The sequence below is a fragment of the Streptomyces sp. NPDC057616 genome, assembly GCF_042800575.1.
Taxonomy (GTDB): domain Bacteria; phylum Actinomycetota; class Actinomycetes; order Streptomycetales; family Streptomycetaceae; genus Streptomyces.
Genome location: NZ_JBHVGU010000003.1, coordinates 346,481 through 367,803, shown reverse-complemented (window position 1 = coordinate 367,803; position 21,323 = coordinate 346,481). Strand labels below are relative to the sequence as shown.

The window sequence follows — 21,323 nt, the reverse complement described above, 5'->3', positions numbered from 1 at the left end:
GTGGGGGTACGGCTGCCCGCAGCTGTGCACGACGGGCGGGAGTGAGCTACCGCACACCTGCCGTACAGTTGAGGCCGGTCGATACCTGACCGTGGCAGATGGGAAGGGCAGCAGGCGTGACCGTCGACGACACGGGATCCGGTTCGGACCCGGACGGCCGGGTGGACCCCCATGCCGCCGACCCCGGCGACGACCCGCTCGCTCTGCGTCTGGAGCATCTGATCCTCGGCGCCGAGCGGCGCTACACCCCCTTTCAGGCGGCGCGCAGCGCGGGCGTCTCCGTGGAGCTGGCCACGCGCTTCTGGCGGGCGATGGGCTTCGCCGACATCGGGCAGGCCAAGGCGCTCACCGAGGCGGACGTGCTGGCACTGCGCCGGCTGTCCGGTCTGGTCGAGGCGGGGCTGCTGAGCGAGGCCATGGCGGTGCAGGTGGCCCGCTCCACCGGGCAGACCACGGCCCGGCTGGCCGAGTGGCAGATCGACTCCTTCCTGGAGGGCCTGACCGAGCCGCCCGAGCCGGGGATGACGCGCACCGAGGTGACGTACCCGATCGTCGAGCTGCTCCTGCCCGAGCTGGAGGAGTTCCTCGTCTACGTCTGGCGGCGCCAGCTCGCCGCCTCGGCCGGCCGCGTCGTGCAGGCCGCCGACGACGAGGAGATGGTCGACCGGCGCCTGGCCGTCGGCTTCGCGGACCTGGTCGGCTTCACCCGGCTCACCCGCCGGATGGAGGAGGAGGAGCTCGGCGAGCTCGTCGAGGCCTTCGAGACCACCGCCGCCGACCTGGTCGCCGCGCACGGCGGCCGGCTGGTCAAGACGCTCGGCGACGAGGTGCTGTACGCGGCGGACGACTCCGGGGTCGCCGCCGAGATCGCGCTGCGCCTGATAGAGACGATGGCGAACGACGAGACGATGCCCGAGCTGCGCGTCGGCATCGCCTTCGGCACGGTGACCACTCGTATGGGCGATGTGTTCGGTACGACGGTGAACCTCGCCTCCCGGCTGACCTCGATAGCTCCGCGCGACGCCGTCCTCGTCGACAGCGACTTCGCCCAGGAGCTGATCCGCACCGGGGAGGCCCCCGCCTCCGAGGCCGAGGCGGCCGAGGCCGCGGCCGCCGCGGAGAAGGAGGGCGAGGAGCCCCCGACGTACCGCTTCGCACTCCAGCCGATGTGGCAGCGGCCGGTACGTGGCCTCGGCGTGGTGGAGCCGTGGCTGCTGACGCGGCGGAGCGAGGCGCGCTAGGGCGCAGCTCGTCCTGCGGGTGGCCGGCGCCGGCCGTTCAGCGGTCCGTGCCGGTCAGTGTGCCCACGCACAGGCCGACGACCGGTACGCACAGGCCCGGGCCGTGGCCGTGCGGGTGGCTGGGCTGCGGTGCGGGGGCGGGTGTGGTCCCGCCCGCCGTCGGGGTCGGGCGGGGTGCCGGGGCCGTCGTGCTGGGCGGCCGGACCGTGGCCGTCGGGCCGTTCGGCGCCTCGGGCATCGTCGTGGTGCCGCCGGTGGGGGCGGCCGCAGGGTCCGCCGGTGACGTGGTGGTCGCCGGCAGGGGCAGGACGCTCGCGCCCGCCGTCGGCGTCGTGCTCACCCCGCCGAGCACGGAGGCGGCGGACCCGCTCACTCTCGGTACGGCCTCGACGGCGGTGGTGGCGTTGCCCGACCGGGCGGTGCCGGGGCCGGGGTCCTGCCGCGGGTCGGCCTCCGCGGTGCCGAGCCCGCCGACTCCCGATTCCGGCGCCATCCGCACCAGGCTCAGCGCGCCGGCGGCCAGCGCCAGCCCGCCGACGGCGAACAGGACCTTGCGTGGGCGGGGCCTGCGATGCCTGCCGCGTCCCACCGGTGTCTCCGTCATCGCGACCCCTCCCCGTTGCGCTCGCGCCCCCTGCGCGCCGTGGCGCAGGCACGCTACGCGCTGCGGTGCGCGCCGGGGCGGGAGTCGCGGTGATGTCACCCGAACGGGGACAGCGGGCGGAAACCCTGCGATGATCGGGCCGAGACTTGTTAACCCGCGTTAACCGGAGGGCGTCATGAGCGAGGAGCGGTTCGGGGAGTTCGTGGTGGTGCGGCGGGACGAGGGCGAGGGTGCCGGGCACGTCGCCGAGCTCGTCCTGGACCGGCCCAAGGCCATGAACGCCGTGTCGACCGAGATGGCGCGGTCGATCGCCGGGGCGTGCGCGGCGCTGGGCGCGGACCGTGACGTACGTGTCGTCGTGCTGACCTCCACGCACGAGCGGGCGTTCTGCGTCGGCGCCGACCTCAAGGAGCGGAATTCCTTCAGCGACCTCGACCTGGTCCGGCAGCGGCCGGTGGCGCGGGCCGCGTACACCGGTGTCCTCGAACTGCCCGTGCCGACGATCGCCGCCGTGCACGGGTTCGCGCTGGGCGGGGGCTTCGAGCTGGCGCTGTCGTGCGACCTGATCGTGGCCGACCGTACGGCCGTGGTGGGGCTGCCCGAGGTGTCGGTGGGCGTCATCCCGGGCGGCGGCGGTACGCAGCTGCTGCCGCGGCGGGTGGGGGCCGCGCGGGCGGCCGAGCTCATCTTCTCGGCGCGGCGTCTGGAGGCCGCCGAGGCGCGGGAGTTGGGGCTCGTCGACGAGCTGGTGGAGGAGGGCCGCGACCGGGCGGAGGCGCTGGCCCTCGCCTCCCGGATCGCCGCGCACTCACCGGTCGGCCTGCGCGCCGCGAAGCGCGCACTGCGCCTGGGTCACGGCCTCGACCTACGGGCCGGCCTGGAGGTCGAGGACGCGGCATGGCGCTCGGTGGCCTTCTCGGGCGACCGCGCGGAGGGCGTGGCAGCCTTCAACGAGAAGCGCAAGCCGGAGTGGCCGGGGGAGTAGGGGGTTGGGGGCTGAGGGTCGAGATGAGCACCGCGGCCGGCATGGGTGACGCTCACCCCACCGCCGTACCAATGACCCGAAACGCCCCAAACATCCCTAACCTGGAGTGATGGGTGAGGACAAGCGGCTCGCGGCCGTGGTCGCGTTGGCGCAGGGGATGGCGGCGGCCCACGGGTCCCACGAGGCGTGGCGCTCGGCCGCGGCCGGTGCCTGCCGTGCGCTGGGCGGGAGCTTCGCCGCGCTGTCGGTGTGGGAGCGGGAGCTCGGCCGGCTGCGGGTCCTCGTGAACGTGGGGGAGCGTGCCGAGGGCGAGGACGAGTTCCCCGAGGACGAGTCCTACCCCGTGCACCAGTTCCCCGAGATCACCGAGTTCCTGCACGAGCGCTGGGCCGGGGGCGGTGAGCCCGACGCCTGGGTGGAGACGGCGCAGGGGCCCGCCGCGGGCGGCCGCCCCGGCTACGTCCACCAGCGCGTCGCCGCCCTGCGCCGGCGCGGCCGCGGCAGCTGCGTCGTCGCGCCGATCGTGCTGCACGGGCGCGCCTGGGGCGAGCTCTACGTCGCCCGCCCCGCCGGTGCCCCCGTCTTCAAGCGGTCCGACGCCGACTTCGCCACCGTCCTGGCCGCCGTCGTGGCCGCCGGGATCGCCCAGGCCGAGCGGCTGGAGGAGGTGCGGCGGCTCGCCTACACCGACGCCCTCACCGGCCTCGCCAACCGCCGCGCGGTCGACGTGAAGCTGGACGAGGCCGTCGAGGCGCACCGCGCGGACGGTACGGTCGTCAGCCTCGTCGTCTGCGATCTCAACGGCCTCAAGCAGGTCAACGACACCCGCGGCCACGCCGTCGGCGACCGCCTCCTCGAACGCTTCGGCTCGGTCCTGTCCCTGTGCGGGGCGATGCTGCCGGGCGCGCTCGCCGCGCGGCTCGGCGGCGACGAGTTCTGCCTGCTGGCGGTGGGGCCGTCCGCCGACGAGGCCGCCAAGGCGGCCGACGAACTGTGCCGCCGCGCCGCGGAGTTGGAGCTCGGGGAAGGCGTCGCCTGCGGGGTGGCCTCCACGGGCGACCCGATCGGCCCGGTGCGGTCCGCCCGCCGGCTGTTCCGGCTGGCGGACGCCGCCCAGTACCGTGCGAAGGCGCTGCGTGCGGACCGGCCGGTGGTGGCGGGCCGGGAGGGCCCCGACGATCCGGTGATGCGGCTGGTCGACACCCCTTCGGTCCAGGACCCCGCCGAGCGGCGCCAGTTCCGGGGCCGCGGCTGACTCCCGCCGCCCCCCTCCCGGCCTGCTCGGCCCTGTCGGCGCTGTCCGATCCTGTAAGGGGCGTAACGCCGACCCAGTAGTGACATCTTCGTCTTCACTGCGTACGCTCCTGAATATGGATATGCACACTGTGGTGGTGGGGACGTCCGGGGTGACCGCGTCCGACGTGCTCGCCGTGGCGCGCGGCGGAGCCCGGATCGAGCTGTCGGGGGAGGCGGTCGCGGCGCTCGCCGCGGCCCGCGAGATCGTGGACGCGCTGGCGGCCAAGCCCGAGCCGGTCTACGGCGTCAGCACCGGCTTCGGCGCCCTGGCGACCCGGCACATCAGCCAGGAGCTGCGGGCCCAGCTGCAGCGCAACATCGTCCGCTCGCACGCGGCGGGCCTCGGGCCGCGCGTGGAGCGTGAGGTCGTACGGGCCCTGATGTTCCTGCGGCTCAAGACCGTCTGCTCGGGGCACACCGGTGTCCGGCCCGAGGTCGCGCAGACCATGGCCGACGTGCTCAACGCCGGGATCACCCCGGTGGTCCACGAGTACGGCTCCCTCGGCTGCTCCGGCGACCTCGCGCCCCTGTCGCACTGTGCGCTGACCCTCATGGGAGAGGGGGAGGCTGAGGGCCCGGACGGAACGGTCCGCCCCGCCGGCGAGCTGCTCGCCGAGCACGGCATCGCCCCCGTCGAGCTCCGCGAGAAGGAGGGCCTCGCCCTCCTCAACGGCACCGACGGCATGCTCGGCATGCTGATCATGGCCCTCGACGACCTGGACCGGCTCTACAAGTCGGCCGACATCACGGCCGCCCTCAGCCTCGAGGCGCTGCTCGGCACCGACAAGGTCCTCGCCCCCGAGCTGCACGCCATCCGCCCGCACCCCGGGCAGGGTGCCTCGGCCGCCAACATGCTGGCCGTGCTGAAGGGTTCGGAGCTCACCGGGCACCACCAGGACGACGCCCCGCGCGTCCAGGACGCCTACTCGGTGCGCTGCGCCCCGCAGGTCGCCGGCGCCGGCCGGGACACCATGGCGCACGCCCGCACGGTCGCCGAGCGCGAGCTGGCCTCGGCCGTGGACAACCCGGTCGTGCTGCCGGACGGGCGGGTCGAGTCCAACGGCAACTTCCACGGCGCCCCGGTGGCCTACGTCCTCGACTTCCTCGCCATCGCCGCCGCCGACCTGGCCTCCATCGCCGAGCGCCGCACCGACCGGCTGCTCGACAAGAACCGCAGCCACGGCCTGCCGCCGTTCCTGGCCGACGACGCGGGCGTCGACTCCGGGCTGATGATCGCCCAGTACACGCAGGCCGCGCTGGTGAGCGAGCTGAAGCGGCTGGCCGTGCCGGCGTCGGCCGACTCGATCCCCTCCTCCGCCATGCAGGAGGACCACGTCTCCATGGGCTGGTCGGCCGCCCGCAAGCTGCGCACGGCCGTCGACAACCTCACCCGCGTGGTCGCCGTCGAGCTGTACGCGGCCACGCGCGCCATCGAGCTGCGCGAGGGCCTGGCCCCCGCCCCCGCCTCGCGGGCGGTCATCACGGCCGCCCGGGCCGCGGGCGTCCAGGGGCCCGGTCCGGACCGCTTCCTCGCCCCCGATCTCGCCGCCGCGGACGCGTTCGTGCGGGACGGGCGGCTGGTCGCCGCGGTCGAGGGCGTCACCGGCCCGCTGCGGTAGCCGTACGCAAAGCAGCCGCAGAAGAGAGAAGGGGCCCTGCCGTGTGCGCGGCGGGGCCCCTCGGTGTCCTGTGCGCTCAGAAGCCCAGGCGTTCGCGGCGTACCGAATAGACCACGAAGCCGGCGCCGACCCCGAGGAAGAGGGTGCCGCCGACGACGTACGGAGTGGTGTCGAAGCTTCCGGTGTCGGCGAGTTGGGTGTCCTCGGCGGGGCTGTCCGCGGTCGTCGACGCCACCCGTGCCTGGGTGGTGACCTCGGAGGTCGGGGTCGTCGCGGGCGCTGTTCTCGCCGGCTGCTCCCCGCTCGCGTTGGCGGAGGGAACGAACCACAGGGCGCACAGGAGGGTCCCTGCGGCGGTGGCGGTCAGCAACGGACGGCGAGCGGATGACACGGAATATCGATCCCCTTGTGGCGCTGGCGAATTGGCCGTGTGGAGCGATGTTAGTGAAAGGCGCGGGTCACAGGAAAGTCACGGGAGCGATGGGCCTTACGCTCCGGGCATGAACACTGAAGAGACATCACGTTTTGTCCGCCTCCGGGTGGAACTGGTCGTCGAGATCGACGACCCCGGCGCGGTCACCGAGGCGGCGCTGCGGCGTCTCGCCGACGAGGACGACGTGCCGGCCGACGAGCGGGCGCACGCCGAGGAGGCTGTGACGGAAGACACCGCGGAGGCCCTGGCGTTCCTGGTGGATCCGTTCGACCTGGTCAACGCCGTGCCCGGGGTGGAGCTCGCGCAGGCCTCGTGGTCCAGCGAGACCGTCGACTACGACCCCGATTCGCCGGATTGGGACCTGGACGAGGATGATGCTGACGACGACGAGGACGAGAGGGTCGGCATCGGCTCCTAGCGGCTCGGGACATTCGTGGCCCCGGGCGGCAACCACCGTCCGGGGTTTCGTCGTCTCAAGCGGCGCACTGACCGATTCCCGCACCACCCGCCCCGTCCGACGTGGCGTGCCCCACATATCCGGGCTCTGTGGAACGGGACGAACCGGTCGTAGCGTTGAAGTTCTTCAACGGGGACTGGTCGGGTTTTCCGGGGAATCGGCAACGATGGAGAAGCGTGTGATGACGAACAGTAAGCGGCGCAACGGCCTGACCGTCGCGTCCGCACTGCTCGGCGGGGTGCTGGCCCTTACGGCGTGTTCCGGTGGTGGCGGCGGAAACGACGCCTCGGGCACCAAGGGCAAGGACACCTCGCAGGCCAAGGCCGACGAGGCGGCGGCCAAGAAGTCCTCCGAGGCCGAGATCAAGATCACGCCGAAGGACGGCTCGGACAACGCCTCCATCAACAACTCGGCCGCCGTCACCGTCAGCAAGGGCACGCTCACCGGTGTGACGATGAAGACCGCCGACGGCACCGCGGTGGCCGGCCAGCTGTCCGCGGACAAGCTCAGCTGGAAGCCCAGCACCCAGCTGGCGCGCTCGACCACCTACAAGGTCGCCGCCGAGGCCAAGGACTCCGACGGCCGCGTCGCGCACGAGAACGCCTCGTTCACCACGGTCTCGCCGACCAACAGCTTCATAGGCAACTTCACCCCGGAGCAGGGCTCGACCGTCGGCGTGGGCATGCCGGTGTCGATCAACTTCGACAAGGCCATCACCAACAAGGCCGCGGTCCAGAAGGGCATCACGGTCACCTCCAGCAGCGGCCAGGAGGTCGTCGGCCACTGGTTCGGCGCCAACCGCCTCGACTTCCGCCCCGAGAGCTACTGGACCGAGAACTCCACCGTCACGCTGAAGCTCGCGCTCGACGGTGTCGAGGGCGCCTCCGGTGTCACGGGCGTGCAGCAGAAGACGGTCACCTTCCACGTCGGCCGCAACCAGGTCTCCTACGTCGACGCCAAGACCAAGCAGATGAAGGTCACGCAGGACGGCAAGACGATCAAGACCATCCCGATCTCGGCCGGTTCGCCGGACAACAAGACCTACAACGGCACGATGGTCATGTCCGAGAAGTTCAAGGAGACGCGCATGAACGGCGCGACCGTGGGCTTCACCGACGACGACGGCAAGGGCGAGTACGACATCAAGGACGTGCCGCACGCCATCCGCCTCACCAACTCCGGCACCTTCATCCACGGCAACTACTGGGGCGCGAAGTCGGTCTTCGGCAACGTGAACACCAGCCACGGCTGCGTGGGCCTGTCGGACACCAAGGGCGCCAACGACAAGGGCACCCCGGCGTACTGGTTCTACAACAGCTCGATCGTCGGCGACGTCGTGGTGGTCTCCAACACCGGCGACAAGACGGTCCAGCCGGACAACGGCCTCAACGGCTGGAACCTCAGCTGGGCGGCCTGGAAGGCCGGTTCGGCCGTCTGACCCACCGTCGGCCCACAGCTTCTCCGATGCCGCCCTCAGGGGCGGCATCGGTGTTTCCGGGGCTGCGCAAGGGGCGGTCACAGCCTTCTCATGCATCTCTTATGCCGGCCTTATCCAAGCATCACGCGCCGTCCCTACCTTGCGGCCATGTTCTTCACCTACCTGAGGCGCGAACTGCGCCGCCGCAGAAAGGCGGCCCTCGTCGTCGCCTCCGGCCTCGCGTTGGGCATCGCGCTGGTCATCGTGGTCAACTCCGTGTCCAACGGCATGGGGAAGGCGCAGGACAAAGTCCTCCAGTCGCTCTACGGACTGGGTACGGACATGACGGTCACCAAGGCCGCGACACCGTCCGCCTCCAGCTCGCAGCGCCCGCGCTTCCAGTTCGACGCGCGCGGCAGCGACGACGACTCGCAGCAGAGCAGCGACCGGGTCATGGTGCAGGGCTTCACCACGCTGTCGTCCAGCACCGTCTCCAAGGTCGGCGACCAGAAGGGTGTCTCGAGCGCCGTCGGCGGGCTGAGCCTCAACGTCGTCAAGATCAACGGCCAGTTCACCCGCGGCCAGTTCCAGCAGAAGCCCGGCAGCGGCAGTGGCGGCCTCCGTGGCGGCGGCCAGCCCCAGGGCGAGGTGAAGGGCGGCGGCGCCAACTTCGACGTCAACTCCTTCTCGGTCTACGGCACCGACGTCAGCCAGGCCGGACTCGGCCCGCTGACCTCGTCGAAGATCACCAGCGGCCGTGCCTTCAAGACGACCGAGACCGACGCCAAGGTGCTGGTGGCCGACTCGGCGTACGCCAAGGAGAAGAAGTACAAGGTCGGTTCGAGCGTCACCATCAACAAGGTCAAGTACCAGATCATCGGCATCGCGACGGCCGACAGCGGTGACTCGGCGGCCAACCTGTACATGCCCCTGAAGCAGGCCCAGACGCTGGCCGGCCAGAAGAACAAGGTCACCACGATCTACGTCAAGGCGACCGACTCCCAGCAGATCTCGGCGGTCAAGTCGACCATCCAGAAGAACGTCTCGGGTACGACGGTCACCACCTCCGCGGACCTCGCGGACACCGTTTCCGGCTCCCTGTCGACGGCGTCCTCCCTCGCCACCAACGTCGGCAAGTGGCTGTCCATCGCCGTGCTGGTGGCCGCCTTCCTGGTCGCCGGACTGCTCACCTCCTCCGCCGTCTCCCGCCGGGTGCGCGAGTTCGGCACGCTCAAGGCGCTGGGCTGGAAGTCGGGCCGGGTGACCCGGCAGGTCGTCGGCGAGGCCGTGGTCAACGGCCTGGTCGGCGGCGTCCTCGGCATCGCGCTGGGCCTCGCGGGCGCCTACGCCGTCACCGCCGTCAGCCCCACGCTCCAGGCCAGCCTGGGCGGCGGCGGAGGCGGCGGCAACGCCGGCCCCGGTGGCGGCGCTTTCGGCGGAGGCGGCGGCTTCGGCGGCGGCCCTGGCCGGCAGGCGGCGAAGACCCTGGAGGTCGCCCTCACCGCGCCGGTGAGCCTCACCACCATCGCCCTGGCGGTCGCCCTCGCGGTGGCCGGCGGTCTCGTCGCGGGTGCCTTCGGCGGCTGGCGGGCCTCGCGGCTGCGCCCCGCGGACGCGCTGCGGCGCGTCGAGTAGCGCCCGCCCGGCATCCCACCCACGAACCCACCAGGAGCCACCCCATGTACGAACTCAGAGGCGTCACCAAGCGCTACACCCGGGGCCGGGAGACCGTGACCGCCCTGGACTCCGCAGACCTGGCCATCGCGGACGGGGACCGCCTCGTCATCCAGGGCCCCACCGGCGGCGGAAAGTCCACCCTGCTCCAGATGCTCGGCGGCCTGGACCGGCCCACGGCCGGTGAAGTCGTCCTGGACGGAACGGACTTGGCGAAGCTGTCCGAGGCCCGGCTGACCAAGGTCCGCAGCGAGAACATCGGCTTCGTCTTCCAGAGCTTCAACCTCATCCCCACCCTCACCGCCCAGGAGAACGTGGAGACGGCCCTCGTACCCCTGGGCGTGCAGGCGAAGGAGCGCCGCGAACGGGCGGCCGAGGCCCTGCGGTCGGTCGGTCTCGGCGAGCGCCTCGGGCATCTGCCCGGCGAGATGTCCGGCGGCCAGCAGCAGCGCGTCGCCATCGCGCGGGCGCTGGTGAAGGAGCCCAAGGTGCTGCTCGCCGACGAACCCACCGGCAATCTCGACGAGTCGATGCGCGACGAGATCATGGAGGTGCTGGAGCGCATGTGGAAGGAGCTCGGGCTGACCTTCATCATGGTCACCCACGACTCCGCCATCGCGAAGAAGGCCCCGCGTCTGGCGACGATCCGCAAGGGCAGGATCACCGTGAAGGAGAACGCGGGAGCGTAGCTCTCACCTTTCTCTCATCTCTTGAGGTGGCTGATCACCCCCCGGCATACTGCGTGATCCGGGGGGTGTACGCGCAAGCGTGCGAGACCACCCCCGGCCGGGTGAACAGGGGAACGTGCCCGGTACTTCATCTCCAGGGGGAGACTTGCGCAGACAACTGAAAAGAACATGCGCGTCCGCCGTCGCCGCGGCGGCGGCAGTGGCCCTCGCGGCGGGAACGACCAGCCCGGCGCAGGCCAAGTCGGAGCAGGCGGGCGCCACTTCGGCGGCCGCCTTCCCGAAGTCCGCCTCGGCGAAGGCCGCCTCGCTTACCGCCAGGCACCGCATCACCCTGATCACCGGCGACCGCGTCGCCGTCGACGCCAAGGGCCGGGTGGTCGCACTGGAGCCCGCGAAGGGCCGCGAGCACATACCCGTCCAGATACGCAGGGCCGACGGCCACACCCTGGTCGTCCCCGCCGACGTCGCCCGGCTGATCGCGACCGGCAAGGTCGACCGGCGGCTGTTCGACGTCACCGAGCTGAACCGCGCCACCACCCGCGCCTCCCAGAAGCACGGCCTGAAGGTCATCGTCGGCTACCAGGGCGCCGCCCCGGCCGCCAGGGCCGGTGTCCGGGACGCGGGCACGCTCCGCGAGCGCCTCACCGCCCTCAACGCCGACGCCGTGCAGACACCGCGGCAGGACACCGCCGAGCTGTGGCGCGCGGTCACCGACGGCGACCGGACCGCCTCCGGCATCGCGCACGTCTGGCTGGACGGGGTCCGCAGGGCCAGCCTCGACAAGTCCGTGCCGCAGATCGGCGCACCGAAGGCGTGGGCCGCCGGCTACACCGGCAAGGGTGTCAGGATCGCGGTCCTGGACACCGGTATCGACGCGACCCACCCCGACCTCAAGGGCCAGGTCGTCGCGGCGAAGAACTTCTCCACCGCCGCCGACGCCACCGACCACTTCGGGCACGGCACGCACGTCGCGTCCATCGCGGCGGGCACGGGCGCGAAGTCCGGCGGCAAGTACAAGGGTGTCGCCCCGGACGCCAAGCTGCTCAACGGCAAGGTGCTCGACGACAGCGGCTCCGGCGACGACTCCCAGATCCTGGCCGGCATGGAGTGGGCGGCCGAGCAGGGCGCCGACGTGGTCAACCTCAGCCTCGGCGGCGGCGACACCCCCGGCATCGACCCGCTCGAGGCCGAGGTGAACAAGCTCTCCGAGCAGAAGGGCATCCTGTTCGCGATCGCGGCGGGCAACGACGGCGACTTCGGCGAGCAGACCATCGGCTCCCCGGGCAGCGCCGCCGACGCCCTCACCGTCGGCGCGGTCGACGACCATGACAAGCTGGCGTCGTTCTCCAGCCGCGGCCCCGGTCTCGACGGCCAGATCAAGCCCGACGTGACGGCTCCGGGCGTGGACATCACCGCGGCCGCCGCCCCCGGCAGCGTCATCGACAAGGAGGTCGGCGAGAACCCGCCCGGCTACCTGACCATCTCCGGTACGTCGATGGCGACCCCGCACGTGGCGGGCGCCGCGGCGCTGCTCAAGCAGCAGCACCCGGACTGGAAGTTCGCCGAGCTGAAGGGCGCGCTGACCGGATCGGCCAAGGGCGGCCCGTACACGCCGTTCCAGCAGGGTTCGGGCCGTATCGCCGTCGACCGGGCCATCAAGCAGTCGGTGGTCGCCGACCCGGTGTCGGCGAGCTTCGGCACCGCCCAGTGGCCGCACACCGACGACAAGCCGCTCACCAGGCAGCTGACGTACCACAACCTCGGCACCAAGGACGTCACACTGAACCTGGCCGCGAGCGCCACCGACCCCAAGGGCCATGCGGCCCCGGCGGGCTTCTTCAAGCTCGGCGCGGCGAAGGTGACGGTCCCGGCCGGCGGCAAGGCCTCGGTCGACCTGACCGCCAACACCAAGCTGGGCGGCACGCTCGACGGCGCGTACTCCGCGTACGTGACGGCGACGGGCGGCGGCCAGAGCGTGCGCACCGCCGCGGCCGTGCAGCGCGAGGTCGAGTCGTACGACGTCAAGCTGAAGTTCGTGGGCCGTGACGGCAGCCCGGCCAAGTACTACTCGGCGAGCCTGGCCGGTGTCTCGGGCCTCGGCAGGGACAAGTTCTTCTCGCCCTACGACGCCTCCGGGACCGTCACGGCGCGGGTTCCCAGGGGCGGTTACGTCCTCGACACCAGCGTCTTCGTGGACCCGGAGGACGCCGCCAAGGGCATCGACTGGCTGGCGCAGCCGAAGCTGAGCGTCACCAGGAACACGACGATCACGCTGGACGCCCGTACCGCGAAGCCCGTCGACATCACCGTGCCGGACGCCGCCGCCAAGCCGGCGTTCGCGTCGCCCGGGTACGACGTCACGACCGCCGAGTCCGGCTACGGCTTCGGCTGGCTCCTGGACTCCTACGCCAACTTCCGCTCCAGGGGCCTCGGTCCGCAGATCACCGACGGTTCGCTGACCCAGCAGTGGGACGGTCACTGGACCAAGGGCGCGCACGAGCAGTACGACGTCACCAGCGGCTCCGTCGTCAAGCAGCTCGCCACCGGCTACACCAAGCACTGGAAGGCCGCCGAGCTGGCCACCGTCGACGTCGGCCTCGGCGCCTCGGCGAGCGGCAAGAAGGGCGCGATCGACGCCGTGGGCTGGCTGCCGTTCAGCAGCGGCGCCTCCTCGATCGGCATCGCGGAGACGCTGCCCGGCACCCGCAAACTGCACCTGTCGACCCTGAACGGCGTGCGGTGGGAGATGGAGTTCGAGCAGTACGGCGGCACCGACGCGGACGGCTTCCCGATCACCGAGGCGGCGTACACGATCGGCGCGGCGCAGACCTTCAAGGACGGCAGCACCTACGCCAAGAAGTTCAACACGGCCGTCTTCGGACCGCACCTGAACGCCGACTTCGGCCTCTACCGCGACGGCAACAACATCTACGGCGTGATCCCGCTGTACTCCGACGGCAGCACCCATGCGGGCTCCTCGGTCTTCGCCGGGGCGCACACCACGCTGTACCGCAACAGCGCCAAGGTCGGCTCCAACGACGACCCGCTCTTCGGCGAGAAGGCCTTCAAGGTCCCCGCCGGCGAGGCGGACTACCGGCTCACCACCTCGGTCCTGCGCAGCACCAAGGTCGCGGCGGCCACCACCCGCATCGACGCGAGCTGGACGTTCCGTTCGAAGAAGCCGTCCGGCGTGGCCAAGCTCGCCGCCTCCACGGTCCGCTTCGCGGCGGCCACGGACCTCGGCAGCAGGGTCGAGGCCGGGAAGACGGTGAGCATCCCGGTGATCGTCGAGGGCTCGGCCAAGGGCGCCAACCTCGGATCGCTCGCGGTGACCGTGTCCTACGACCACGGCAAGACCTGGCAGAAGGCCGAGGTCGTGCACGGGAAGATCAAGGTGAAGAACCCGGCGAAGGGGAAGACCATCTCCTTCCACGCGAGGATCTCCGACAAGAAGGGCAACAGGTCGACGCTCTCGATCTACGACGCGTACGCCGGCAGGTGAGCCGCCCGTACACCGAGTGAGCCGACAGCGAACCGCCCGCCGGAAGCGCAGCCTCCGGCGGGCGGTCCGTGTTTGTGTGAACGCATGACTCAAGAGACCGTCGAATACATCCGGTACCGCATCCCGGAGGACCGCTCGGCGGAGTTCCTCGCCGCCTACACCCGCGCCGCGTCCCAGCTGGCGGCGGCCCCCCAGTGCGTCGACTACGAACTGGCGCGCTGCGAGGAGGACTTCGGGCACTACATTCTGCGCATCACCTGGACCTCGACCGAGGACCACCTCGAGGGGTTCCGCAACTCGGACCTGTTCCCCGGCTTCCTCGCCGAGATCCGGCCGTACGTCGAGAACATCGAGGAGATGCGCCACTACAAACCGACCACCGTGCGCGGCCGGGGCTCGTCCCTGCCGAGCCTGTACGACTGGGCGGGCGGCGAGGCGGCCTTCTCCCGGCTGACCTCGGTCTTCTACGACAAGGTCCTCAAGGACGACCTCCTCGCGCCGCTCTTCGCCGACATGGGGCCCGACCACCCCGAGCACGTGGCGCTCTGGCTCGCCGAGGTCTTCGGCGGCCCGGCCGCCTACTCCCTCACCCAGGGCGGTCACGGCCACATGGTCGCCAAGCACTTCGGCAGGAACATCACCGAGCCCCAGCGCCGCCGCTGGGTCAACCTCGTCCAGGACGCGGCGGACGAGGCGGGCCTGCCGACGGACCCGGAGTTCCGCTCGGCCTTCGTGGCCTACATCGAGTGGGGAACCCGCCTGGCCCGCTACTTCTCGGGCCCCGACGCAAAGCCCCCGGCGGACCAGCCGGTACCGAAGTGGGGGTGGGGGGCGATGCCGCCCTACACCGGATGACTCCCGAGGCCGGTGGCTACGCCGACGCCGGGCGAGGGCTCAGGCGGACGGTGTCGAATGGCCCGCGCGGGTCGCGTCCGCGCCCCAGCTCGCCAGGAGTCTGAGGGCCTCGGCCGACGGCGTGCCCGGTTCGGCGTGGTACGTGGTCAGCGCCAGTCCGTCGTCGTCGGCCAGCCGGAACGACTCGAAGCTCAGGGTCAGCTCGCCCACCAGCGGATGCCGCAGCCGCTTGACGCCGTAGCTCTTCTCCTTGACGTCGTGCGTTGCCCACAGCCGTCTGAACTCCTCGCTCTTCACGGAGAGTTCGCCCACCAGCGCGGACAGCCGCGGATCGTCCGGGTAGCAGCCAGCATCCATCCGCAGGAAGCTGACGATGTCGTACGCCTTCTGCTCCCACTCCACGTAGAGATCGCGGTACTCGGGCCTCAGGAACACCAGCCGGGCCCAGTTCCGCTCCTGCGCCGGCAGCTCCGACCAGTCGCCGAAGACGGCCGCCGCCATCCGGTTCCAGGCGAGGATGTCCGAGCGCCGGCCGGAGATGTACGCCGGCACCGAGCCGTCCATCGTGTCCAGGAGCTGCCGCAGCGCACCCCGCACCTGCTGGGTGCGCGCCGCCGGCTTCTTCTTGTGCTGCTTGGGCTTCGCGAGATGCGTGAGGTGGGCGTGCTCGGCGTCGGTCAGCCGCAGCGCCCGCGCGATCGAGTCGAGCACCTCGGCCGACACGTTCCGCCCGTTGCCCTGCTCCAGGCGCGTGTAGTACGCCACCGAGACGCCCGCCAGCTGCGCCAGCTCCTCGCGCCGCAGCCCCGGCACCCGACGGTGCCGCCCGAAGTCCGGCAGCCCCACGTCCTCCGGCTTCAGCCGGGCCCGCCGGGTGCGCAGGAACTCGCTGAGCTCGGCACGCCGGTCCAGAGCCGCCGAGGGCTCGTGCACGGGTTCGGGCTGTTCGTCCATACGTCAAGTATTCACCGTCGTACGCACACCATCCTGACCCCGTCGGTGGTAGGCACGGCAGACGTACGCAAAGCCGTGGGCTGGGTGGACGCCGCGCGATGCAGCAGGCTCGAGGACATGCCCGGTCGGAAGGCAGCCGGGCGGTAACCACTGCTAGGAGACCCCTCGGCATGACCACTGTTGCTGCGTACGCCGCACCCGCCGCGAAGGCTCCGCTGGAGCGCACCACCATCGAGCGGCGACCGGTCGGCGAGTTCGACGTCCTGATCGACATCAAGTTCGCCGGCATCTGCCACTCGGACATCCACCAGGCCCGCGAGGGCTGGGGCGAGGCGATCTTCCCGATGGTCCCGGGCCACGAGATCGCGGGCATCGTCTCCGAGGTCGGCCCCGGTGTGACCAAGTTCGCCGTCGGCGACCGCGTGGGCGTCGGCTGCATGGTCGACTCCTGCCGCGAGTGCGAGAACTGCCGGGCCGGCCTGGAGCAGTACTGCCTCAACGGCAACGTCGGCACGTACAACGCCGTCGGCAAGGACGGCGAGCCCACCTACGGCGGCTACTCGCAGAAGGTCGTCGTCGACGAGAACTTCGTCGTCCGCGTCCCCGACGGCCTCGCCCTCGACGTCGCCGCGCCCCTGCTGTGCGCCGGCATCACCACGTACTCCCCGCTGCGCCACTGGAACGCCGGCCCCGGCAAGAAGGTCGCGATCCTCGGCATGGGCGGCCTCGGCCACATGGGCGTCAAGATCGCGCACGCGCTGGGCGCCGAGGTCACGGTGCTCTCGCAGTCCCTGCGCAAGAAGGACGAGGGCCTGAAGCTGGGCGCCGACCACTACTACGCGACCAGTGACGAGCAGACCTTCGCGGACCTCAGGGGCAGCTTCGACCTGATCCTCTCCACGGTCTCGGCCCCGCTGGACCTGGACGCGTACCTGGCCCTGCTGAAGACGGACGGCGCCTTCGTGAACGTCGGCGCCCCCGAGGAGCCCGTCAGGCTCAACCTCTTCTCGGTGATCGGCGGCCGCAAGACCCTCGCCGGCTCCGGCATCGGCGGCATCCGGGAGACCCAGGAGATGCTGGACTTCTGCGCCGAGCACGGCTTCGGCGCCGAGATCGAGCTGATCCGCGCCGACCAGATCAACGAGGCGTACGAGCGGGTGCTCGCCAGCGACGTCCGCTTCCGGTTCGTGATCGACACCGCGACGATCTGACCGGCACGACGGATCGGCGCAGGTGGTCCGAGGGCCCCGGCACGAGCTGCCGGGGGCCTCGGCGTGCCGCAGTATCTTGGGCCCGAGGAGGCCCACGATGACCGTGCAGCTGAACCACACGATCGTTGCCGCGCACGACAAGCAGAGGTCGGCCAGGTTCCTCGCCGACATCCTCGGGCTGGAGGTGAGCCCGCAGTACGGCCCCTTCGTCCCCGTGCAGATACCGAACGGCGTGACCCTCGACTACATGGACGCCGGCGACGAGATCACCCCGCAGCACTACGCGTTCCTGGTGTCGGAGGACGAGTTCGACACGATCTTCGCCCGCATCCGGGAGGCCGGCCTGGACTACTGGGCGGACCCCTTCCACCACCGCCCCGGCGAGATCAACCGCAACGACGGCGGGCGCGGCGCGTACTTCGAGGACCCCGTGGGCCACAGCCTGGAGATCATCACCAGGCCGTACGGCAGCGGGAGTTGATCTTCGGCCCGGCCCGGCACGCTCCCGGAAATTGCTTCCGCCGACCTGTCACACACCTCCGCGGCCAGGGGTCATGGCAGCGAAGGCATACGACGGCGAAAGATCTCGGGAGCTGTGCATCATGACCCCACCCCTCATGTCCCCCGTCCTGGTGACCGGCGGCACCGGCACCCTGGGCCGCCAGGTGGTCCCCCTCCTCCGGGCGGCCGGCCGCGACGTGCGCGTACTGAGCCGGTCCGCGCATCCGGCGGCGGAGGGCCTCGAACACGTCACCGGAGATCTGCTCACGGGTGAGGGCGTCGACGCCGCCGTCGCCGGAGTGGAGACCGTCCTGCATCTCGCGGGCGGCCAGAAGGGCGACGACGAGGCGACCCGCACCCTGCTGCGGGCGGCCGGACCGGCCGGCGTACGGCACCTGGTGTACATCTCGGTCATCGGCGCCGACCGCGTCCCGCTGACCTGGATGCGCACCAAGCTGGACGCGGAGCGGGCCGTGGCGGACTCGGGCATCCCGTGGACGACCCTGCGCGCGGCCCAGTTCCACGACCTCGCGCTGGTCATGGTGGAGAAGATGGTGAAGCTCCCCGTCCTGCCGTCACCGGGCGGCCTGCGCCTGCAGCCCGTCGACGCACGCGAAGTCGCCGCCAGGCTGGTGGAGCTGAGCCTCGGCGAGCCGGCCGGCCGGGTCCCGGACCTGGCGGGCCCCGGCCTCTACGACATCCCCGCCCTGGTCCGCCCCTACCTCGAACTCCGCGGCAGGCGCCCGCGCCCCAGGCTGCCGATCCGCATCCCGGGCAAGGCCGGGCGGGCCTACCGGGCGGGGGACAACCTCACCCTGGAGGGTGCCGAGACCGGGAAGCGGACGTGGGAGGAGTTCCTCGCGGTCAGCCCCGCAGTCCGAGGAGACCGTCGTAGGCGGCCATGACGATCTCCAACCCCCGGTTGTCGGCGCCCGGTTCGCGCATCTGCTGGGTCACGTACGCCACCACCGTCCGCGACTCGGGCTCGATCATCACCAGCGAGCCGCCCCAGCCGCCCCAGCCGTAGGTGGTGCCGAACAGCCCGTAGCCCAGGCCCCAGCGCACCGGCATGCCGAGGATGCGGTCCTCGCCGTCGAACTGCTCCTGGAAGGCGCGGTCGCGGCCCTTCTCCGACAGCAGCCGGACGCCGCCGACCGTCCCTCCGCACGCCATGACCGACTGCACGAGCGCGACCGACCGGGCGTTGCCGAAGCCGCTCGCCGCGGGGATCTGCGCACGCCGCCAGGCGACGCTGTTGCCGTCGCGCAGCCGGATCGCGGTGCCGGCGGGTGTGGTGCTGCCGGGCGTGCCCCCGCCGGACGGGCCGCTGCCCGCCGCCCCCGCCGTGTAGTCGTCGTCGTGTCCGGGCGGGGGCACGGCGAGGGCCACCCGCCGGTCGTGCTCGGCGGCCAGCCCGATGTGGAAGTCCGCGCCCAGCGGCCCGGCCACCTCGGCGGCGAAGAACTCGCCCACGCTGCGCCCGGTGATCCGCCGCAGGACCTCGCCCACCAGGAACCCCTGGGTGAGCGAGTGGTACCCGGCCGTGCTGCCGGGCTCCCACCGCGGGGCCCGGGCGGCGAGGCGCGCGGTCGCGGCCGTCCAGTCGTAGAGCTCCTCGACCGGTCCGTCCCAGTCGGGCAGCCCGGCGGTGTGCGAGAGCAGATGCCGCACGAGCACCCCGTCCTTGCCCGCCGCGGCGAACTCCGGCCAGTAGCGGGCCACCGGGGCGTCCGGGTCGAGGTCGCCGCGATCGGCGAGGACGAGCGCGGCGAGGGCCGTCATCGTCTTGGTGACGGACCACACGTTGACGATCGTGTCCCGCTCCCACGGCACGGTCCGCCCGGCGTCGACGTAGCCGCCCCACACGTCCACGACCGGCTCCCCGTCGACGAACACCGCCACCGAGCCGCCCGCGTCCCCGCCGTCCAGCAGCTCGCCGAGCGCACGGGGCACCGCGATGAACAGGTCGTCGTAGAAGCCCTGAATGTCTGCCATGCGAGGCATTAGCGCGCATCGCGGAGCGCGGAGCAACCGAATTCCCGCCGTTCCCCCGGCCCTTGCCCGGACTTCATGTTCCGGAGCGCCGGGAGTCGGCCAGGCCGTCTGGGATGGTGGGCGCACAGGGCCGAAGAACCTTGACCCACCAGGCCGTCACCGCGTTCGAGCCGTGAGGAAGCCATGAATCACCGTGCCTTCGGCAGATCCCCCCGCTCCACCGGCCGCACCCGCACGACCGCCCGCACCCGCGCCGGTCTCGGTGCCGCCGCGCTGCTCGCCGTCGCCGTCCCCGCCGGTGTCCCGGCCCCGGCGCTGGCCGCCCCCGCCGGCACGGCGGCGGTCGCGGCCACCGCCCAGTGGTCGACCGAGACGCTCGCGCCCGGCGTGGAGCTGCGCACCGGCACCGTCCGGCACGCGGACGTCACCCACACCTGGACCGTCACCGTCCAGGCGCCCGCCACCAGCCGGCTGACCGGCGCCGCGGCCTGGGCCGAGGTGGGAACCCGCAGTTGGGCCGAGACCACGGCCCGCACGCTGCGCGAGGCGGGATACGCCCCGCGCACCGAGAGCGTCCGCTGGCCGGACTACGCCGACACCCCGCACGGCGTGATGGGCTTCCGGGTGCGGATCGGCGCCTTCGCCGCCCAGACCGACGCGCAGTCCACCGCGAAGGCGGTCACCGCGGCCGGCTTCCACACCGCCGTCGCCTGGACCGGATACGACGTCCAGCAGCCCGCCGACCGCGAGAACATCCGTGTCGCGGTGATCGACCCCCATCGCTTCAAGGGCACGGTCGAGGGCACGCACGACGGCGACGTCGCCCGGCGCGAGACCACCTCGTCGGTCGCCGCCGGCCTGCACTCGCTGGTCGCCGTCAACGGCGGCTTCTTCGTGACCTCGAACGCCGACGGAGTCCAGGGCACCATCTCCGGACTCGGCGCCTACGACGGCCGGCTGGGCTCGATGGCGGCCGGCTCCCGGGCCGCCCTGATCCTCGGCGACCGCGGCCGCCACGTCCGCGTCGCCGACCTGACGACCACCGCCACCGCCCGGGCCGGCACGTCCTCCTACGCGATCCAGGGCATCAACCGCGTCCCGTCGCTGGTGCGCGACTGCGGCCGCCCCGGCGCCACCCCGAGCGAGCACCCCTGGCAGGACGTGACCTGCCGGCTCACCGACGACCTGGTCCGCTTCACCCCCGCGTTCGGCGCGGACCTGCCCACCGGCGCGGGCGTGCAGGCCGTGCTCGACAAAGACGGCCGGGTGGTCTCGGCCGGCGCGCGGGGCGGACGCGTACCGGCGGGCGGGAGCGTGCTGCAGGGCATCGGCACGGCCGCGGCCTGGCTGACCGATCACGCCGTCCCCGGACGGCACGTCCTGGTGCGGGAGGACGTCCGCGACGCGGCCGGCCGCCGCGTCGCACTCGACGGCGGCGACTCCGTCGTGAGCGCGGCGCCCACCCTGGTGCGCGACGGCCGTATCGCCATCGACGCCGCCGCCGAGGGCGTGGTGGACCCGCAGGACCTCTCCTTCGGCTATGCCTGGGCCAACACCCGCCAGCCGCGCACCATGGCGGGCGTCGACGGCCGGGGCCGGCTGATCCTGGCCACGGTCGACGGCCGTCGGACCGACGGCAGCGAGGGCTTCACCCTCTACGAGGAAGCCCTGTTCATACGCTCGCTCGGCGCCGTGCAGGCCCTGAACCTGGACGGCGGCGGCTCCACCACGATGGCCGTGCGCGGCATCCTCGCCAACCACCCCTCGGACGCGACGGGCGAGCGGCCGGTCGGGGACACGGTGCAGGTGCTGCCCGCCGACGCCGGCTGACGCCCGCCCCCGCCGCCCCGGCGCCCGCGGTCCACCCCGCGCCGGGACGGCGGGCACCGG

Annotated in this window: 18 protein-coding genes; 14 read left to right on the top strand and 4 right to left on the bottom strand. The window is 72.1% G+C overall.

Annotated elements, in window-relative coordinates; genetic code table 11:
* Positions 1-116 precede the first annotated feature (116 nt).
* Positions 117-1,241, top strand: a complete 1,125-nt coding sequence (locus tag ACFU97_RS05250; RefSeq protein WP_384251083.1) for an adenylate/guanylate cyclase domain-containing protein — start codon at positions 117-119, stop codon at positions 1,239-1,241.
* A 37-nt stretch (positions 1,242-1,278) separates the two neighbouring features.
* On the opposite strand, the gene ACFU97_RS05245 is transcribed toward ACFU97_RS05250, so the two are convergent.
* A complete protein-coding gene (locus ACFU97_RS05245; protein WP_384251081.1) occupies positions 1,279-1,845 on the bottom strand; it encodes a hypothetical protein in 567 nt (188 codons plus the stop codon).
* A gap of 175 nt (positions 1,846-2,020) precedes the next feature.
* Here ACFU97_RS05245 and ACFU97_RS05240 point away from each other — a divergent pair, with 175 nt between their 5' ends.
* The 3 genes from ACFU97_RS05240 (at position 2,021) to hutH (ending at position 5,745) form a co-directional block, all read left to right on the top strand.
* Complete coding sequence (locus ACFU97_RS05240; RefSeq protein WP_384251079.1) at positions 2,021-2,830, top strand: enoyl-CoA hydratase/isomerase family protein; 810 nt, start codon at positions 2,021-2,023, stop codon at positions 2,828-2,830.
* 109 nt (positions 2,831-2,939) lie between these two features.
* Positions 2,940-4,085, top strand: a complete 1,146-nt coding sequence (locus tag ACFU97_RS05235; RefSeq protein ID WP_384251076.1) for a diguanylate cyclase domain-containing protein — start codon at positions 2,940-2,942, stop codon at positions 4,083-4,085.
* 121 nt (positions 4,086-4,206) lie between these two features.
* Positions 4,207-5,745, top strand: coding sequence for a histidine ammonia-lyase (gene hutH / locus ACFU97_RS05230; protein ID WP_384251141.1), 1,539 nt, complete (start codon positions 4,207-4,209; stop codon positions 5,743-5,745).
* Between the two features lie 76 nt (positions 5,746-5,821).
* On the opposite strand, the gene ACFU97_RS05225 is transcribed toward hutH, so the two are convergent.
* Positions 5,822-6,136: an LPXTG cell wall anchor domain-containing protein gene (locus tag ACFU97_RS05225; protein ID WP_384251074.1), complete on the bottom strand. Its 315-nt coding sequence runs from the start codon at positions 6,134-6,136 to the stop codon at positions 5,822-5,824.
* Positions 6,137-6,245: 109 nt separating this feature from the next.
* On the opposite strand from ACFU97_RS05225, the gene ACFU97_RS05220 reads away from it, so the two are divergent.
* From ACFU97_RS05220 to ACFU97_RS05195, 6 genes are all read left to right on the top strand, one after another.
* A complete protein-coding gene (locus ACFU97_RS05220) occupies positions 6,246-6,596 on the top strand; it encodes a hypothetical protein (protein ID WP_384251072.1) in 351 nt (116 codons plus the stop codon).
* 205 nt (positions 6,597-6,801) lie between these two features.
* Positions 6,802-8,073 carry an Ig-like domain-containing protein gene (locus tag ACFU97_RS05215; RefSeq protein ID WP_384251070.1) on the top strand — a complete coding sequence of 424 codons (1,272 nt, stop codon included), beginning with the start codon at positions 6,802-6,804 and terminating at the stop codon, positions 8,071-8,073.
* 147 nt (positions 8,074-8,220) lie between these two features.
* A complete protein-coding gene (locus ACFU97_RS05210; RefSeq protein WP_384251068.1) occupies positions 8,221-9,687 on the top strand; it encodes an ABC transporter permease in 1,467 nt (488 codons plus the stop codon).
* A gap of 44 nt (positions 9,688-9,731) precedes the next feature.
* A complete protein-coding gene (locus ACFU97_RS05205; protein ID WP_384251066.1) occupies positions 9,732-10,415 on the top strand; it encodes an ABC transporter ATP-binding protein in 684 nt (227 codons plus the stop codon).
* A gap of 145 nt (positions 10,416-10,560) precedes the next feature.
* The gene (locus ACFU97_RS05200; RefSeq protein WP_384251064.1) at positions 10,561-13,917 is read left to right on the top strand and encodes a S8 family serine peptidase; all 3,357 of its coding nucleotides are present in this window, start codon (positions 10,561-10,563) and stop codon (positions 13,915-13,917) included.
* Positions 13,918-14,001: 84 nt separating this feature from the next.
* The gene (locus tag ACFU97_RS05195; protein WP_384251062.1) at positions 14,002-14,772 is read left to right on the top strand and encodes a group II truncated hemoglobin; all 771 of its coding nucleotides are present in this window, start codon (positions 14,002-14,004) and stop codon (positions 14,770-14,772) included.
* A gap of 39 nt (positions 14,773-14,811) precedes the next feature.
* On the opposite strand, the gene ACFU97_RS05190 is transcribed toward ACFU97_RS05195, so the two are convergent.
* Entirely contained in the window at positions 14,812-15,726 is a 915-nt protein-coding gene (locus ACFU97_RS05190; RefSeq protein ID WP_384251059.1) for a helix-turn-helix domain-containing protein, read from the bottom strand.
* Between the two features lie 170 nt (positions 15,727-15,896).
* Here ACFU97_RS05190 and ACFU97_RS05185 point away from each other — a divergent pair, with 170 nt between their 5' ends.
* The 3 genes from ACFU97_RS05185 to ACFU97_RS05175 all read left to right on the top strand — a co-directional run bounded on the left by ACFU97_RS05185 (position 15,897) and on the right by ACFU97_RS05175 (position 18,343).
* Complete coding sequence (locus ACFU97_RS05185) at positions 15,897-16,937, top strand: NAD(P)-dependent alcohol dehydrogenase (RefSeq protein ID WP_384251057.1); 1,041 nt, start codon at positions 15,897-15,899, stop codon at positions 16,935-16,937.
* 97 nt (positions 16,938-17,034) lie between these two features.
* Positions 17,035-17,418, top strand: a complete 384-nt coding sequence (locus ACFU97_RS05180) for a VOC family protein (RefSeq protein WP_384251054.1) — start codon at positions 17,035-17,037, stop codon at positions 17,416-17,418.
* Positions 17,419-17,539: 121 nt separating this feature from the next.
* Positions 17,540-18,343: an SDR family oxidoreductase gene (locus tag ACFU97_RS05175; protein ID WP_384251052.1), complete on the top strand. Its 804-nt coding sequence runs from the start codon at positions 17,540-17,542 to the stop codon at positions 18,341-18,343.
* On the opposite strand, the gene ACFU97_RS05170 is transcribed toward ACFU97_RS05175, so the two are convergent.
* Positions 18,303-19,433: a serine hydrolase domain-containing protein gene (locus tag ACFU97_RS05170; protein ID WP_384251050.1), complete on the bottom strand. Its 1,131-nt coding sequence runs from the start codon at positions 19,431-19,433 to the stop codon at positions 18,303-18,305. The two genes, ACFU97_RS05175 and ACFU97_RS05170, sit on opposite strands and share 41 nt — an antisense overlap.
* Before the next feature lie 183 nt (positions 19,434-19,616).
* On the opposite strand from ACFU97_RS05170, the gene ACFU97_RS05165 reads away from it, so the two are divergent.
* A complete protein-coding gene (locus tag ACFU97_RS05165; protein ID WP_384251048.1) occupies positions 19,617-21,263 on the top strand; it encodes a phosphodiester glycosidase family protein in 1,647 nt (548 codons plus the stop codon).
* The last annotated feature ends 60 nt before the right edge of the window (positions 21,264-21,323 follow it).

Bases quoted from the DNA above. Each gene is read 5' to 3' on its own strand.
- ACFU97_RS05245 (WP_384251081.1), bottom strand. From the start codon at position 1,845: ATGACGGAGACACCGGTGGGACGCGGCAGGCATCGCAGGCCCCGCCCA.
- ACFU97_RS05240 (WP_384251079.1), top strand. From the start codon at position 2,021: ATGAGCGAGGAGCGGTTCGGGGAGTTCGTGGTGGTGCGGCGGGACGAG.
- ACFU97_RS05235 (WP_384251076.1), top strand. From the start codon at position 2,940: ATGGGTGAGGACAAGCGGCTCGCGGCCGTGGTCGCGTTGGCGCAGGGG.
- hutH (WP_384251141.1), top strand. From the start codon at position 4,207: ATGCACACTGTGGTGGTGGGGACGTCCGGGGTGACCGCGTCCGACGTG.
- ACFU97_RS05220 (WP_384251072.1), top strand. From the start codon at position 6,246: ATGAACACTGAAGAGACATCACGTTTTGTCCGCCTCCGGGTGGAACTG.
- ACFU97_RS05215 (WP_384251070.1), top strand. From the start codon at position 6,802: ATGGAGAAGCGTGTGATGACGAACAGTAAGCGGCGCAACGGCCTGACC.
- ACFU97_RS05210 (WP_384251068.1), top strand. From the start codon at position 8,221: ATGTTCTTCACCTACCTGAGGCGCGAACTGCGCCGCCGCAGAAAGGCG.
- ACFU97_RS05205 (WP_384251066.1), top strand. From the start codon at position 9,732: ATGTACGAACTCAGAGGCGTCACCAAGCGCTACACCCGGGGCCGGGAG.
- ACFU97_RS05195 (WP_384251062.1), top strand. From the start codon at position 14,002: ATGACTCAAGAGACCGTCGAATACATCCGGTACCGCATCCCGGAGGAC.
- ACFU97_RS05190 (WP_384251059.1), bottom strand. From the start codon at position 15,726: ATGGACGAACAGCCCGAACCCGTGCACGAGCCCTCGGCGGCTCTGGAC.
- ACFU97_RS05185 (WP_384251057.1), top strand. From the start codon at position 15,897: ATGACCACTGTTGCTGCGTACGCCGCACCCGCCGCGAAGGCTCCGCTG.
- ACFU97_RS05180 (WP_384251054.1), top strand. From the start codon at position 17,035: ATGACCGTGCAGCTGAACCACACGATCGTTGCCGCGCACGACAAGCAG.
- ACFU97_RS05175 (WP_384251052.1), top strand. From the start codon at position 17,540: ATGACCCCACCCCTCATGTCCCCCGTCCTGGTGACCGGCGGCACCGGC.
- ACFU97_RS05170 (WP_384251050.1), bottom strand. From the start codon at position 19,433: ATGGCAGACATTCAGGGCTTCTACGACGACCTGTTCATCGCGGTGCCC.
- ACFU97_RS05165 (WP_384251048.1), top strand. From the start codon at position 19,617: ATGAATCACCGTGCCTTCGGCAGATCCCCCCGCTCCACCGGCCGCACC.